Origin of the sequence: Rhodococcus olei (genome assembly GCF_039540555.1) — a bacterium.
GTDB lineage: Bacteria > Actinomycetota > Actinomycetes > Mycobacteriales > Mycobacteriaceae > Rhodococcus_G > Rhodococcus_G olei.
Map to the genome: position 1 here is coordinate 89,133 of NZ_BAABFB010000068.1, position 15,374 is coordinate 104,506.

Here is a 15,374-nt window from a genome sequence, read left to right on the forward strand (position 1 = left end):
GCGGGCGCGACCGCGGCGGGAGCCGGGGCCTCGATCACCCGGGCGCCGGCGGTCGCGGAACGGGACGGATCGGGCTCCGGGGCTGCAGGCACAGCGGGGAGCACGGTCGTCTCGAGGGAGTCGTTCGGGACCTCGGAGGTGAACCGCTCGTACGGGGCCGAGCCCCCACCCTCGGGTCTGCTGTGCCGACCCATCAGTGGTCACCACCCTTGCGCTGCTCGTCCTGGGTACGCACCGCATTGGCGCCCAGGAACTTCACCATGATGTAGGCCACCGCGAAGATCATCAGGAAGATCAGCGTCGAGAGCGCCGACGCGCTCTGCAGGTTGCCCTGACGGATGTCCGCGACGGTCAGGATCGACACGCTGGTGACCGGGGTCGCGCCGGAGGTCCCGGACAGGATCGCCGGAAGGTCGTAGATCCGCAGCACGTCGAGGGTGCGGAACAGCACCGCGACCATCAGCGCAGGCTTGACCAGGGGCAGGGTGATCGAGGTGAACCGCTGCCAGGCGGTCGCGCCGTCGACGCGGGCCGCTTCGTAGACGTCCTGCGGGATCATCTGCAGTCCGGCGAGGATCAACAGGGCCATGAACGGGGTGGTCTTCCAGACGTCGGCGACGATGACCGCGAACCGCGACGCCCACGGGTCGGTGGTCCAGGCGATGTCGGTGCCGAGCAGCCGGTTCGCGATCCCGTCCTCGGCGAAGATGAAGAACCACAGCTTCGCGGTCACCGCGGTCGGGATCGCCCACGGGATCAGCACGCTGGCGCGGACGAACGAGCGGCCGACGAACGTGCGGCTCATGATCGTCGCCATCCACAGGCCGAGCAGCGTCGAGATGCCGACGATCGCGAATGCGAAGAAGAACGTCACCCCGACGGCGGGCCAGAAGTCGGCGCCGAGGGTGCCGGGCGGGCAGGTGCCGCGACCGGCGCCGCAGTTGCCGGTCAGCCACAGCAGGTAGTTGTCGATTCCGGCGAACCCGCCCTTGACGAACCGTCCGGTGTTCGGGTCGACGCCCGGGTTGCGCTGGAAGGACAGCAGGACGGCCTTGACGACCGGATACACGATGACGATCGCGAGGATCACCATCGTCGGGGCGATCAGGTACAGCGGCCGCCAGTCGCGGGCCCGCTTCGGGCGGGTCGGCGGATCGGCGGGCGTACCCGACGAGGGGACGCCGCGGCCGAAGTCGATCACTTCGGTCACGGCGTCCCCGTCGTGGGTGCCCGGCTCGGCAGAGTCGGCCATCTTCAACTACCTGATTCCTCGTCTCGAACGGATCTGCCGAACCGGCCTCGTCCGCTACTTGGCGGCGTTGACGATCGCGGCCGACATGTTCGCGGCCGCCTGGTCGACGGTCGCCTTGCCGGTCAGCGCGGCGGTCGCGTTGTCCTGGATCGCCTTGGAGATCGCGCTGTAGTACGGGGTGACCGGGCGCGGGACCGCGTTCTCGAGCGCGGCCTTCAGCGCCGGCAGGTACGGGTACTTCGCGACCAGCGCCGCGTCGTCGTAGACGGACTTGAGCACCGGCGGGAACGAGGCGTCCGCGAACGCCATCTGGTTCTCGGGGCTCTGGATGAACGCGATGAAGTCGCGGGCCGTGGCCTTGTTCTTCGAGAAGACGTTGATGCCGTCGTTGTAGCCACCGAGGGTGGACGCGCCGGGACCGTTCGGGCCGACGATCGGCGCGACGCCGACCTTGCCCTTCACCGCGGAACCGTCCTTCTCGGCGTTGGTGTACATGTACGGCCAGTTGTAGGCGTACATGGACTCACCGCCGACGAACGCGAGGTTGGTCTGCTCCTCGGTGAACCCGGTGGACCGCTTCGCGATCTGCCCGCCCTGGTAGGCGTCGACCATCGCCTGCATGCCTGCCTTCGACTGTGGCGACTCGACCTCGGGGGTCTTGCCGTCGGGTCCGACGACAGCGCCACCCCACGAGTTGATGAACTGGGTGGTGTTGACCGTCAGGCCCTCGTACTGCTTGAGCTGGGTGACCATGCAGTCCACGGACTTCGAGGTGGCGACCGCGCAGCTGTCGGTCAACGCCTTCCAGTTCGCCGGCGCGGCCGGGACCATGTCGGTGCGGTAGTACAGCAGCTGGGCGTTGGTGTTCTGCGGGCCCGCGTAGAGGGTGCCGCGGTAGGTGGCGCTGGCGACGGTGGCGGGCAGCAGGTCGCCGACCGGGAGCGCCAGGCTGCCGTCGAGCGGCTGCAGCCAGCCGTTCGCGGCGAACTCCGCGGTCCAGGTGACGTCGAGCGCCATCACGTCGTAGTCGGCGTTGCCGGCCTGCAGCGACTGCACCAGCTTGTTGCGCTGGTCGTCGGCCTCACCGGGCAGCTCCTTCAGCGACACCTGCTGGTCGGGGTGCGCGGCGTTCCACTTCTCGATCACCGGCTGCAGCTTGTCGACGTCGTTCTTGCCCATCGCGAACGAGATCGCGCCGCGACCGTCGAGGTTCTGACCGACGGCCTCGTCGACGCTGCCGCCGCCGTTGTCACTGGAGCAGCCGGCGAGCGCGAGCAGCGCGACGGCCGAGGCCGCCACCGCGATCCGCGACCGCGTGTTGAAAGAACGCATGGTCCACCTTTCGAAAAGAGACGAGTCCGCGACCCTCCGCGGCCACCGAACCGACCCGGGCCGAGGCATGTGTCGTCGCCTACTGTGGCACGGTCGGAGCGGATTGTCGGTCATTACCCCCGCACTGGATCGGTCATGGTCAGCCCAGCCTCCGGCCGTCGACCGTGGAGAACAGGTGTACCTCCGACGGGTCGACGTGCAGCCGGACCCGGTCGCCCTTGCGGGGCGGACGCCGCCAGTCCGCGCGGGCGACGATCTCCTGCCCGACACCGGCCAGCGCGGCGCGGCCGTAGATGTAGGCGTCCGAGCCGAGCTCCTCGACCACGTCGACCTCCATCTCGACACCCGACTGCGCTCCGTTCCCCGTCGCGTCGCTCGCGCCTGCCAGCTCGAGGTGCTCGGGCCGGAGGCCGACGACGACCTCGGACTCGTGCACCAGGCCGAGGGTGTCACGCGGCACCGGAACGACCGCCTCGCCGAACCGGACACCGCCGTCGACGACGGGCAGCGTGAACAGGTTCATCGACGGCGACCCCATGAAGCCGGCGACGAACACGTTGACGGGCCGCGCATACAGCTCCCGCGGGGACGCGCACTGCTGCAGGATGCCGTCCTTGAGGACCGCGACCCGGTCGCCCATCGTCATCGCCTCGACCTGGTCGTGGGTGACGTAGACCGTGGTGGTGCCGAGCCTGCGCTGCAGCTGGGCGATCTGGGTGCGGGTCTGCACCCGGAGCTTGGCGTCGAGGTTGCTCAGCGGCTCGTCCATCAGGAACACCTGCGGCTGCCGCACGATCGCGCGTCCCATCGCCACCCGCTGCCGCTGGCCGCCGGAGAGGGCCTTCGGCTTGCGGTCCAGGTACTGCGACAGGTCCAGCATCTTCGCGGTCTCCTCGACGCGCCGCCGGATCTCGTCCTTCGGCGTCTTCGCGAGTTTGAGCGCGAAGCCCATGTTCTCGGCCACCGACATGTGCGGGTAGAGCGCGTAGTTCTGGAACACCATCGCGATGTCACGGTCCTTCGGTTCGGACGCGGTGACGTCGCGGCCGCCGATCAGGATCCGGCCGGCGTGCACGTCCTCGAGCCCCGCGAGCATCCGCAGCGACGTGGACTTGCCGCAGCCCGACGGGCCGACCAGCACCAGGAACTCACCGTCCGCTATGTCCAGCTGCAAACTGTCCACGGCCGGCTTGTCGGAGCCGGGGAACAGGCAGGTCGTCGAGTCGTAGGTGACTGTCGCCATCGGATGTCGTCGATCCCTTCACCGGCGGCGTGCCTGCCGGGACTGTCCGTGTTCGGGTGGTGCGGAGATTATCGCCCGATGCGCTCCGGCGCCAGGTGGTGGCCCTGGTTCATCCGGTGAGGGCCCGGGTGGCGGGCCGCGCTTCCGGCCGGCGGGCCGGTCCGGACGCCGGGCGATTCGCGGACCGCGCGGGTGCGCCCCAACGTCGTGCGACGAACCTGTTACGGGGATACGGTGAGATGCGATCCCGGTGCGAAGGAGTTCCGATGACCCGTCCCGTGCGTATCGGCGTCCAGCTCCAGCCCCAGCACGCGCCCGAGTACACGCTGATCCGCGACGCGGTGTTGCGCGCGGAGGACATCGGCGCCGACATCGTCTTCAACTGGGACCACTTCTACCCGCTCTACGGCGACCAGGACGGCGCCCACTTCGAATGCTGGACGATGCTCGGTGCGTGGGCCGAGCAGACCGAACGGGTCGAGATCGGTGCCCTGGTCTCGGGCGGCGGCTACCGCAACCCGGACCTGCTGGCCGACATGGCCCGCACGGTCGACCACATCAGCCGCGGCCGGCTGATCCTCGGCATCGGCGGCGGCTGGTTCCAGAAGGACTACGACCGGTACGGATACGAATTCGGCACCGCCGGAAGCCGTTTGCGGCTGCTCGGGGAGAACCTGGCCCGGATCCGCACCCGCCTCGGGGAACTGAATCCGGCACCGACACGGAACATCCCGATCCTGATCGGGGGCGGCGGTGAGCGCAAGACGCTGCGCCTGGCCGCCGAGTACGCCGACATCTGGCACAGCTTCGCCGACCTCGACGCCCTCCAGCACAAGTCGCAGGTGCTCGCCGACCACTGCGCCGCCGTGGGCCGCGACGCCCTCCACATCGAACGCTCGGTCGCGTGGCCGGGCGCCGAGACGGCGGCGGCGTTCGTGGACGCCGGGGTCACCCTGTTCACCGCCCATGCCGGCGGCCCCGAGTACGACCTGGGCGCGCTCGCCGAGGCGGTGCGCTGGCGGGACGACCACTTCCCCCAGCCGCTGGCCGGTCTGGCCTGACCGGGGTTCGGTCCGCGCGTCGGACGGTGGCCGCGACTACGCTCTCCCCATGTTCCGCTCCCGATCGGTCGCCGCCTGGCTGCTCGTCCTGCTGGTGCTGCTGGTGGGTGCACTGACCGCCTGTTCCGGCGGATCGAACGGTTCCGTGACGGACCTGTGCTCCCCGCCCGGGGTCGGGGCGGCGGCCGCGGCGCCGACCAACCTCGACTCGGCGGCCGCGGCGGCGGGGGAGGACCGCTACACCACCGACACCACGAAACCCGTAGACCAGATCGACGTGAATGCGCTGGGGTTGATCGTGCCCGGCACCATCAGCGTCGGCACGCTCTCCGACGCGCCGCCGAGCATCTGCGTGAACTCCGCGGGCACGTTCACCGGCTTCGACAACGAATTGCTGAAGGCGATCGCCGCCAAGCTGGGGTTGCAGATCCAGTTCTCCGGGACCGAGTTCGCGGGGCTGCTCTCGCAGGTCGCGAACCACCGTTTCGACGTGGGGTCGTCGTCGATCACCACGACCGACGACCGCCGCAAGACCGTCGGGTTCACCAACGGTTACGACTTCGGTTACTTCTCGCTGGTCGCACCGAACGGCGGGAAGGTGCAGAGCTTCTCCGACCTGAACGCGAGCACCCGGATCGGGGTGGTCCAGGGCACGGTGCAGGACGACTATGTCGTCAACACCCTGAAACTGGATCCGGTGAAGTTCCCGGACTACAACACCGCGTACGCGAATCTGAAGTCCGGGCAGATCGACGCCTGGGTGGCGCCGTCGCAGCAGGCGGAGGGGGCGATCAAACCCGGTGACGGCACGTCGATCGTGCAGAACACCTTCAGCCTCAACAACTTCGTCGGCTGGGCGGTGAACAAGGACAACCAGGCCCTGATCGACGCGTTGAACTCGGGGCTCGACGCGGTCATCGCGGACGGCACCTGGTCGAAGCTGTACACCGAGTGGGTGCCGCGGCAGCTGCCGCCGGGCTGGAAGCCCGGCAGCAAGGCCGCGCCGGCCCCGGTGCTGCCCGACTTCGCCGCGCTCGCGGCCGAACACACCCAGGAGGGCGGCACCGGCCAGGCGGCCCCGAAGTCGACGCTGACCCAGCTGCGAGAGACGTTCCTGGACTGGGGGCTGTACCGCAAGGCGATCCCGGACCTGCTCCGGACCGGCCTGCCGAACACCGTCATCCTCGCCCTGACGTCGGGGGTGATCGGCACCGCCCTCGGGATGCTGCTGGCGATCGCCGGCATCTCCCGCACCCGGTGGCTGCGCTGGCCCGCGCGTGTCTACACCGACGTCTTCCGCGGACTGCCTGCCGTCGTCATCATCCTGATCGTCGGCCTCGGCGTCGGACCGGTGGTCAAGAACGTCACCGGCAACAACCCGTACTGGCTCGGTGCGGCGGCGCTGGCGCTGCTGGCCGCGGCGTACATCGGGGAGATCTTCCGTTCCGGCATCCAGAGCGTCGAACCCGGACAGATGGAGGCCGCCCGCGCGATCGGCTTCGGCTACCGGCGGGCGATGACACTGGTGGTGATCCCGCAGGGCGTCCGCCGGGTGCTGCCTGCGCTGATGAATCAGTTCATCTCCCTGATCAAGGACTCCTCGCTGATCTACTTCCTCGGCCTGCTCGCCACCCAGCGGGAACTGTTCGCGGTGGGGCGGGACCTGAACGCGCAGACCGGGAACCTGTCGCCGCTGGTGGCGGCGGGCCTGTTCTACCTGGTGCTGACGATCCCGCTGACCCACCTGGTGAACTTCATCGACAAGCGCCTGCGAACCGGGAGGGCCGACACGTCGGGCACACTCGACGATCTCGAACAGGCGATCGTCGTGGAGAGGGGATAGAGACGTGACCGCACCCGCCTCCGACGCCGAATCCGGTTCGCTGACCGGCACCGGACTGCACCTGGCGTTCGGCCGCAACAAGATCCTCCGCGGCGTCGACATCCACGTCGACGCCGGCACCACCACGTCCGTGATCGGGCCGTCGGGTTCCGGGAAGTCGACGCTGCTCCGCGTTCTGAACCGCCTCCACGAACCGGACGCCGGCGACATCCTGCTCGACGGCCGGTCGGTTCTCGGGGACAACCCCGACCGGCTGCGCCAGCGCATCGGCATGGTGTTCCAGCAGTTCAACCTGTTCCCGCACCGGACGGTCGCCGACAACGTCGCGCTCGGCCCCCGCAAACTGCGCGGACTGTCCAAGGACGAGGCCCGTTCGCTGGCGCTCGAACAGCTGGACCTCGTCGGCCTGCGGGCGAAGGCGGACTCCCGTCCGGCCAACCTGTCCGGCGGTCAGCAGCAGCGGGTCGCGATCGCGCGGGCGCTGGCGATGAAGCCGGAGATCATGTTCTTCGACGAGGCCACCTCGGCGCTCGACCCGGAACTGGTCAAGGGTGTACTCGCACTGATGGCGGACCTGGCATCCGGCGGCATGTCGATGATCGTCGTCACCCACGAGATGGGTTTTGCCCGAACGGTTTCCGACACGGTGCTGTTCATGGACGGCGGCGTCGTCGTCGAGACCGGCGAACCCGAGGCCGTGTTCGACGACCCGCAGACCGACCGGCTCCGGTCTTTCCTGTCCCAGGTGCTCTAGGCCTGCGCTCCGTGCCGGCCGGCACCGCCCGTGAACCTGGCCGCGCCGGCCGCGCCCTCCGCGAACACGACCGGCACCCCGGCCTTCCCCTCGTCCCGAAGGGCTTGCGCGAGCGGCAGATCCAGCCCACGGTACGCGGAGGCGCGGTCGGTGAGCATGCAGACCTGGGGGAAGGCGGCGATGTCGCGGGCCAGCCGCTGCGCCTCACCGAGCGCGCCCCCTTCCGGGACGACACGATTCGCCAGGCCCATCGCGAGGGCTTCGGTCGCGTCGACCGGGCGCCCGGTCAGGATCATGTCCAGGGCCCGACCCTGCCCGACGATCCGGGGCAGCCGGACCGTGCCGCCGTCGATCAGCGGCACACCCCAGCGCCGGCAGAAGACGCCGAACGTCGCGGTCTCCTCGACGACCCTCAGGTCGGCGAGCAGGGCCAGCTCCAGGCCCCCGGCGACGGCGTAGCCGCTGACCGCGGCGATCAGCGGCTTGCTCAGTGCCATCCGGGTCGGTCCCATCGGCCCGGTGCCACCGCCCTCCGGGTCGAGTTCGGGTACCCGGGCCGGATCACCGATCGCGGTGAGGTCGGCGCCGGCGCAGAAGTTGCCACCGGCACCCCACAGCACGGCCACCCGCTGCGTGTCGTCGGCCTCGAACGCCTCGAACGCCCTCCGCAGGTCACCTGCCATCGGTCCGTCGACCGCGTTGCGCCGGTCCGGACGGTCCAGGGTGATCGTCGTGACGGCGTCCGTGACCTCGGACCGAACAGCGCTGTCGAACATGACGGTTCCCCTCACCGGTCGCGGCCGCCGGGACGATCGGGGCGGCACCTCGACTGTCCCGCACCCGACCGCGATTGTCCCGGAAGACACGACACGGTGACGGGCACCGGCCCGCGCCGGCCCGCCACCGCCTCCGTCAGACGCCGGCCCGTTCCGCCGCCTGCGCGGCCCGGTTCGCGGTCATCTCCTCGTCCCAGTGCTTGCCCGAGCGGGTGGTGTCGATCTCGAATTCGAACCGCTTGACCATGTCCTCGGTGACGTCCTCGACGTCGACGTAGAACTGCTCGTACCAGCGGCGCAGCTGGTAGACCGGGCCGTCCTCCTCGCAGAGCAGCGGGTTGTCGATCTTGGCCTTGTTCTTCCAGATCTCGATGTCCTGCTCGAACGTGGCCATCGTGCCCGACCCGAACTGCTGCGCCATGGCCTCGGCCTGCTCGTCGGACATGCCCGGAAGCTTCTTGACCATCACGCCGTACTGCAGCACGAACGAGGTCGAGCTGACCGGGTAGTGGCAGTTGATCAGGATCGTCTCGATCGGTCCGGCCGGGGTGTCCGCGGTCAGCTTGTCGATCATGTAGGACGGCCCGAAGTACGAGGCGTCGGACTGGGTGACGCTCTCCTCGCCGAAGTCGACGAACTCCACGTCCCCCATGTCCGAGCGCGGGGTGAAACTCATGAACTGCGAGGCCACGTGGCCCTCGAAGACGTTCTTGAACGAGCGCGGCACGTTGAAGTGCACGTAGAAGAAGTGCGCCATGTCCACGACGTTGTCGACCAGCTCACGGCAGTGCGACCCCTCGATCAGCACCGCGTTCCAGGTCCAGTCGCTCCACTCGTCGGTGCCGAAGCCCTCGATCTCCGGGATCGTCACGTCCGCCGACGGCAGGTTGCCCTGCGGGTCGTGCCAGACGAACAGCTGGCCGTTGCGCTCGAGGGTGAGCCAGCCGCGGGTGCGGGCGAGCGGCGGGACACGGCGGGCGTAGGGGATGCCGGTGCACCTGCCGTTGCCGCCCCACCGCCAGTCGTGGAACGGGCAGGCGATCGAGTCGCCCTTGACGGTGCCCTGGCTCAGGTCGCCGCCCATGTGCCTGCAGTACGCATCGAGCACGTTCAGCCTGCCCTCGCCGTCGGCGAAGACGACCAGCTTGGTGCCGAACACCTCGACCGAGTGCGGCGTGCCGTCGCGGAAGGTCCGGGCCAGGCCCAGGCAGTGCCAGCCGCGGGCGAACCGGGTCGGGGCGGCCACGGCCTCGATCTCGCGGACCGCGCCGTCGGGGGTGGAGCTGCGCGTCATGGGTCCTCCATGTGTCGTCGTTCACATCGCCGAATCCGACCGATGGTCGGCGCTGCCCCAGGGCCGGACAAGGCTCTTTCCCTCTGTGCGGTAAGAACGCGAGCGTCCTTGCGGTCGTTCGGGTTTCGATCACGGCACAGTTAGGGTCACCTTATTGGTCGGTCGTTCACTTGCGCTTTCCCTTGCCATTGCTTCCGGCTTCTACGGTGCCCCGAGTTGCCCACCATGGAATCGGGAGTCCCACGTGAAGCTCTTGCCCCTCGCGCTGTTCGTCAACCACGACGGCACCTCGTCGCGGGCGTCCGTCACCTGCCGGTACAAGTGCGGCGACGCCTGCTCGCACGCGGTGCCGAACACGTCCGGCGGGCAGTACTTCGGCGACATCGTGCGCACCGCGATGACGCGGCGCGGGGTGCTCAAGTCGGGCGCGGTCGCCGTGCTGACCCTCGGCGCGGGTGGCGCGCTCGCGGCGTGTTCCGACGAGTCGGGCAGCGGGGCCGACGGCACGACCACGACCGCGGGCGGGGGACAGGCACCGGCCGGGACCGCCTTCACCGCGGTCGCGCCGAACACCGAGGACGCCGTGGTGATCCCGGAGAACTACGAGCAGGCGGTCGTGATCCGTTGGGGCGACCCGGTTCTGCCCGGCGCCCCGGCGTTCGACTTCGACCGCCAGACCCCGCGGGCGCAGGAGATGCAGTTCGGCTTCAACAACGACTTCGCCGGTCTGCTGCCGGTCGAGGGTCGGCCGAACACCCACCTTCTCGTCGTCAACCACGAGTACACGACCGAGCCGTTCATGTTCCGCGGATACGACGCGGAGAATCCGACCCTCGAGCAGTTCCAGACGGCGATCGCGGCGCACGGACTGTCCGTCGTGCAGGTCGCGGGTGAGCCGGGATCCGGACGGCTGACACCGGAATTCGGCCCGAACAACCGCCGGATCACCGCGAACACCGAGTTTCTCGTCACCGGCCCGGCGGCCGGCTCGCCTCTGCTCGCGACCACGGCCGACCCCACCGCCACCCGGGTGCTCGGCACCCTGAACAACTGCTCCGGCGGGATCACGCCGTGGGGCACGGTGCTGTCCGGTGAGGAGAACTTCAACCAGTACTTCGCGAACGCCGACCAGGTCACAGACCCGACCGCCGCGGCCCGGCTGAAGCGGTACGGCGTGACCGGCGGGGCGAGCGAGCGCAAGTGGGAACGATTCGACCCGCGCTTCGACCTGGCGCGGGAACCGAACGAGGTCAACCGATTCGGGTACGTCGTCGAGGTCAACCCGTGGGATCCGGCCTCCACCCCGGTCAAGCACACCGCCCTCGGCCGGTTCAAGCACGAGGCCGCGACGATCCACGTCACCGACGACGGCACCGTCGTCGCGTACAGCGGCGACGACGAGCGGTTCGACTACATGTACAAGTTCGTCTCCAGCCGAAAGATGATGCCCGGCGCGGGCCAGGCCAGCATGCGGCACAACCTGACCCTGCTCGACGCCGGCACCCTCTATGTCGCCACGCTCACCGGCGACGAGCCCGACCGCATCGACGGCAGCGGCACCCTGCCTCCGGCCGGGCGGTTCGCCGGTCGAGGCCAGTGGATTCCGTTGCTGCGCACCGGCGACGACGGTCGCGGCGAGTCCCTCGTCGACGGGATGAGCGCCGAGGAGGTCGCGGTGTTCACCCGACTGGCCGGCGACCGCGTCGGGGCGACGAAGATGGACCGGCCCGAGGACTTCGAACCGAACCCGAAGACCGGCAAGGTGTACGTCGCGCTGACGAACAATTCCAAGCGCGGCGCGGACGGCACCCCGGCCGCGGACGAGCCGAACCCGCGCAACAACAACAAGAACGGCCAGGTCCTCGAGATCGAGGACGACCACGCGGGCACCGAGTTCACCTGGAACCTGCTGCTGGTGTGCGGCGATCCGGCCGCCGCCGACACCTACTTCGGCGGCTTCGACAAGTCCCGGGTCAGCCCGATCTCCTGCCCGGACAACCTGGCGTTCGACCCGCACGGGAACCTGTGGATCTCCACCGACGGCAACGCGCTGAAGTCGAACGACGGGCTGTTCAGCGTCGTCCTCGACGGCGCTCGCCGCGGTGAGACGAAGCAGTTCCTGACCGTGCCGAAGGGCGCCGAGACCTGCGGCCCGATCATCGGCGACAGCCGGGTGATGGTGTGCGTGCAGCATCCCGGCGAACTGGACGGCGCCAGCGCCGACGCCCCGGCCTCGCACTGGCCGGACGGCGGCACCAGCCAGCCGCGGCCCGCGGTGGTCGCGGTGTGGCCGGCCGGTGGTGGCCGGGTCGGCGTGTAGCCACCATCCGCCGCGCCGCTCCGGACGGCACCGGACGAAGCCACCGCATCCCGTGACAGTGGTGCGGTGGCTCCGGCCGCAGCATCGGGCCGTCTACGTCGACCGCGCGTGCAGGCGCCGCTCGAGTCCGTCCCGGGTGGCGCGGTCGAGCAGCTCGATGGTCTGACCCAACGGGTCTCGGTGGTAGCAGGTTCCGGCGGGCGCCCGGCCGTCACGAAGCCCGCCCATCCACAAGGGGGCTCCACGACGCTCGAGTTCCTTCGACGCCGCGGCGAGATCGTCCACCACGAACCCCAGGTGGTGGACCCCCGGCTTGGGTGTCCACACCGTCGATCCCGGAACGGCGCGCAGCAGCTCGATGTGCGGGGGACCGGACACCGACAGCCCGATCCGTTGCACGGTGCTGTGCTCGACACCCTCGATGCGGCACGCGTAGGTGGTTTCGTCGAAGACGGCCACCGTCACCCCGTAAAGCCGCTCGACCCACTCCGCGGCCGCCTCGATGTCCTCGACGACGATGCCGACGTGGTGGAGTTCGGCGAGGTCGTAGAGGAACTGGCCGGGTTCGGTGCGCATTGGTCGAGATCCCTTCGGTGGCAACGGTGGCGATTCGCGGTCTGCGGCCGTGGTGTCGTCGTCGCGCGGCACGCAGTGGGCGGAGGAACTTCGGTGACCGGGGGCCACTTCCCCCCGCACTGGAGGTTCCGGATGCGCTCGTCGCCGACGTGAGGACCTTCCTCCGGTCGCTCCGCACGACATGAGCGGCACCGGCGGTCACGCGGTCGTCACTTCTCCGGGGCGACCGCGTAGCCGTCGAGGTAGATCGCGATGCAGTCGTCGGCCAGTTGCTCGACGGTGTAGCGTCCGCGGGGGTTCCGCCATTTGATCGACAACCACACCGCGTCACGGATGAACCGGTGAAAAACCTTGGCAGGGAGGTCTTTCCGGAATACTCCCGCCTCGATTCCCGCCTCGATGGTGTCGAGCCAGGCTCGCTGAGCACGATCACCGAGCTTCTTGACCTCCCGGTACTGGGGAGATTCCTTCAGCAGCGTGAGTTCGTGCTGATAGATCTCGGTGGCGGCGGGATAGCGCACCGCCATCTTCAGCGACACCAGGACGATGGCGTGGAGGCGCTGCCGAGGCGGCAGCGTCTCCGGTGCTGCCGTCTCGTAGCTGTGCGCCAGTTCGGTGAGGTAGTTCCCCATCAACTCGACGGCGATCGCGTCCTTGGACGGGAAGTGGTGGTAGAGCGCGCTCGAGTAGACACCGATCGCATCGGCGATCTGCCGCACCGAGGTCTGCGCCACGCCCTGTTTGGCGAACAACTCGGCCGACACGTCGAGAATGTGTTGACGCGTGTTGGCAGCGCGCGGCATGGTGAGCGGTCCTCTCGTCGTTGCTCGGCGAACACTAGGTGAACCCGAATGACCGAGTCAACGCCACGTCGGCCGCGGAGCGGGTTGCCGCGGACCCGAACTCGGGCGCCGCTCGTGCAGCCGCCGGCCTGGATCCTTGCGGGCGCAGACAATCGACTTCCCATGCTGGTCCTTCCGGCCGGTTCTCGGTCACTCGTTCCAGCTGCCGCCGATGCCGCGGCGGACGCTCCGCACTCTGGGCCGCGACGCTCCCATTTGAGCACTTGCTCAGTTTTGAACGAGACTAAGTCGGAACCGGCACCTCGTCAATACCCCACAACGAGAAGGATATCGGCTGGTGAATGGGCTTGACAGAAGCCCGGATACAGAGCTAGCTTCCAGAGCAAGCGCTCAGTTGGTAACGATCAGGAAGCGCCGACACGGTGGTCGCCGGCCCGTCGCGAGGCTCGAGCACTCTCGCTCCCGTTGCACCGATCCGCCGGTACGTCACGGGCTGCTCGGCGATTCGCCCGCGACGTCACACCACCATCGCCACACCCCGACAGAGGAGGTCCCATGACCAGGGTCATCTATGCCCGAAGCGTTCACGACGAGGCCGAGATCAACGCATGTCTCGAGGTGCTGCGGGGCGGCCCGTTCGCCCTCAAGATCGGCAAGAACGTCGCCGAGATGGAGCGCCGGGTTGCCGACCTGTACGGCAAGAAGCTGGGCCTGATGTGCAATTCGGGTTCATCCGCGCTCTACCTCGCGCTCGAGTTGCTCGACCTGCCCAAGGGGTCGGAGGTCATCACCTCGCCGCTCACGTTCTCGACCGACGTGTCCCCGATCGTGCGCGGTGGATGGATCCCCGTCTTCGTCGACGTCGAACCCGACACCTACAACGTCGACGTCACCAAGATCGAAGAGCTGATCACCGACAAGACCAAGGCGATCCTGGTCCCGAACCTCGCCGGCAACGCGCCGGACTGGGACGCGATCCGGGAGATCGCCGACCGTCACGACCTCAAGGTCATCGAGGACTCGTGCGACTGCATCGGAACGACGCTGCGGGGAACCAAGACCGGATCGCGGTCCGACATCACCGTGACCAGTTTCGCGATGGCCCACATCATCACCTGCGCCGGCAACGGCGGCATGGTGTGCCTCGACGACGAGAAGCTCCGAGACAAGGGCCTGATGCTGCGACGCTGGGGCCGGCGTTCGGAGCCGCATCTCTTCGGATCGGCCGGCGAGGGCCGGGTGTTCCGCGAGGACCTCGACGGCGTCGCGTACGACAACGACTTCATCTTCGACGTGCTCCCGTGGAACTTCGAGCCGTCCGAACTGGGTGCGGCGTTCGGTCTCGTCCAGCTGAGCAAGCTCGACACCAACTACCAGCGCCGCGAACAGATCTTCGAGGCGTTCAGCGCCGCGTTCGGCGCCTACCCGACGTTGTTCCGCCTGCCCCGCCAGCTCGAGGATTTCCACACCGCGTGGCTGTGCTACCCGGTCACGGTGCGTCAGGACGCCGGATTCACCCGCTCGGACCTGCAGGAGTCACTCGAAGGCGCGGGTATCGACACCCGAACGGTGTGGAGCGGCAACGTCACCCGCCATCCGATGATGCGCAACGTCGAATACCGCGTGCCCGAGGCAGGCCTGCCGAACGCGGACGAGGTGTTCGAGCGCGGCATGTCGCTCGGCATGAGCCACGGCATGACCGACGAGGAACTCGCGCACGTGGTCGCGAGCATCCACGCCTTCGCATCCCGGCACGCCCCGGCGCAGGCATCCGTCTGAAACGAGTCGGTGCGGGGGGGCGTGCGCGCCCCCCCGCACCGACTCGGCTCGAACCCATATCCGTTCCCTCGAAGGAAGAAGCCCCCGTGAACACCCCCGACACCGCCTCCACCACCGGCACCGCCCGCGTCAAGCGGGGGATGGCCGAGATGCTCAAGGGCGGCGTCATCATGGACGTCGTCACCCCGGAGCAGGCGAAGATCGCCGAGGACGCCGGCGCCGTCGCCGTCATGGCGCTCGAGCGGGTGCCGGCCGACATCCGCGCCCAGGGCGGCGTGTCCCGCATGTCGGATCCGGACATGATCGACGGCATCATCGCCGCGGTGTCGATCCCGGTGATG

At 68.9% G+C, this 15,374-nt stretch carries 12 protein-coding genes and 1 pseudogene; 6 read left to right on the forward strand and 7 right to left on the reverse strand.

The features are described from left to right. Positions 1-193: 193 nt before the first annotated feature. The 3 genes from ABD951_RS23265 to ABD951_RS23275 form a co-directional block, all read right to left on the reverse strand. A complete protein-coding gene (locus tag ABD951_RS23265; RefSeq protein WP_345350968.1) occupies positions 194-1,252 on the reverse strand; it encodes a carbohydrate ABC transporter permease in 1,059 nt (352 codons plus the stop codon). Between the two features lie 54 nt (positions 1,253-1,306). Further along, positions 1,307-2,584 (reverse strand): ABC transporter substrate-binding protein, encoded by a 1,278-nt coding sequence (locus tag ABD951_RS23270; RefSeq protein WP_345350971.1) that lies wholly within the window; start codon positions 2,582-2,584, stop codon positions 1,307-1,309. A gap of 139 nt (positions 2,585-2,723) precedes the next feature. Continuing rightward, positions 2,724-3,827 carry an ABC transporter ATP-binding protein gene (locus ABD951_RS23275; protein ID WP_345350974.1) on the reverse strand — a complete coding sequence of 368 codons (1,104 nt, stop codon included), beginning with the start codon at positions 3,825-3,827 and terminating at the stop codon, positions 2,724-2,726. Positions 3,828-4,093: 266 nt separating this feature from the next. Between ABD951_RS23275 and ABD951_RS23280 the strand changes: the two genes are divergently transcribed. From ABD951_RS23280 to ABD951_RS23290, 3 genes are read left to right on the forward strand one after another with little or no spacing between them, the layout of a single operon-like run. Beyond that, on the forward strand, positions 4,094-4,888 hold the full coding sequence (locus ABD951_RS23280) for an LLM class F420-dependent oxidoreductase (RefSeq protein ID WP_345350977.1): 795 nt from the start codon (positions 4,094-4,096) through the stop codon (positions 4,886-4,888). 49 nt (positions 4,889-4,937) lie between these two features. Then, positions 4,938-6,731, forward strand: coding sequence for an ABC transporter substrate-binding protein/permease (locus ABD951_RS23285; protein WP_345350980.1), 1,794 nt, complete (start codon positions 4,938-4,940; stop codon positions 6,729-6,731). A gap of 4 nt (positions 6,732-6,735) precedes the next feature. Beyond that, positions 6,736-7,485 (forward strand): amino acid ABC transporter ATP-binding protein, encoded by a 750-nt coding sequence (locus ABD951_RS23290; protein WP_345350983.1) that lies wholly within the window; start codon positions 6,736-6,738, stop codon positions 7,483-7,485. On the opposite strand, the gene ABD951_RS23295 is transcribed toward ABD951_RS23290, so the two are convergent. Both ABD951_RS23295 and ABD951_RS23300 read right to left on the reverse strand, forming a co-directional pair. Next, a complete protein-coding gene (locus ABD951_RS23295) occupies positions 7,482-8,261 on the reverse strand; it encodes a crotonase/enoyl-CoA hydratase family protein (protein ID WP_345350986.1) in 780 nt (259 codons plus the stop codon). The two genes, ABD951_RS23290 and ABD951_RS23295, sit on opposite strands and share 4 nt — an antisense overlap. Positions 8,262-8,397: 136 nt before the next feature. Continuing rightward, positions 8,398-9,555: a 3-ketosteroid-9-alpha-monooxygenase, oxygenase component gene (locus tag ABD951_RS23300; RefSeq protein ID WP_345350989.1), complete on the reverse strand. Its 1,158-nt coding sequence runs from the start codon at positions 9,553-9,555 to the stop codon at positions 8,398-8,400. 244 nt (positions 9,556-9,799) lie between these two features. Here ABD951_RS23300 and ABD951_RS23305 point away from each other — a divergent pair, with 244 nt between their 5' ends. Further along, entirely contained in the window at positions 9,800-11,875 is a 2,076-nt protein-coding gene (locus tag ABD951_RS23305) for a PhoX family protein (protein WP_345350992.1), read from the forward strand. A 93-nt stretch (positions 11,876-11,968) separates the two neighbouring features. Here the strand turns inward: ABD951_RS23305 and ABD951_RS23310 are convergent, their stop codons facing one another. Both ABD951_RS23310 and ABD951_RS23315 read right to left on the reverse strand, forming a co-directional pair. Beyond that, a complete protein-coding gene (locus ABD951_RS23310) occupies positions 11,969-12,451 on the reverse strand; it encodes a VOC family protein (RefSeq protein WP_345350995.1) in 483 nt (160 codons plus the stop codon). Positions 12,452-12,660: 209 nt separating this feature from the next. Beyond that, complete coding sequence (locus ABD951_RS23315; protein WP_345350998.1) at positions 12,661-13,254, reverse strand: TetR/AcrR family transcriptional regulator; 594 nt, start codon at positions 13,252-13,254, stop codon at positions 12,661-12,663. A 555-nt stretch (positions 13,255-13,809) separates the two neighbouring features. Here ABD951_RS23315 and ABD951_RS23320 point away from each other — a divergent pair. Both ABD951_RS23320 and ABD951_RS23325 read left to right on the forward strand, forming a co-directional pair. Beyond that, a complete protein-coding gene (locus tag ABD951_RS23320; protein ID WP_345351001.1) occupies positions 13,810-15,033 on the forward strand; it encodes a DegT/DnrJ/EryC1/StrS family aminotransferase in 1,224 nt (407 codons plus the stop codon). An 86-nt stretch (positions 15,034-15,119) separates the two neighbouring features. Continuing rightward, a pseudogene (locus ABD951_RS23325) lies at positions 15,120-15,374 on the forward strand (pyridoxal 5'-phosphate synthase lyase subunit PdxS); the annotation flags it as partial.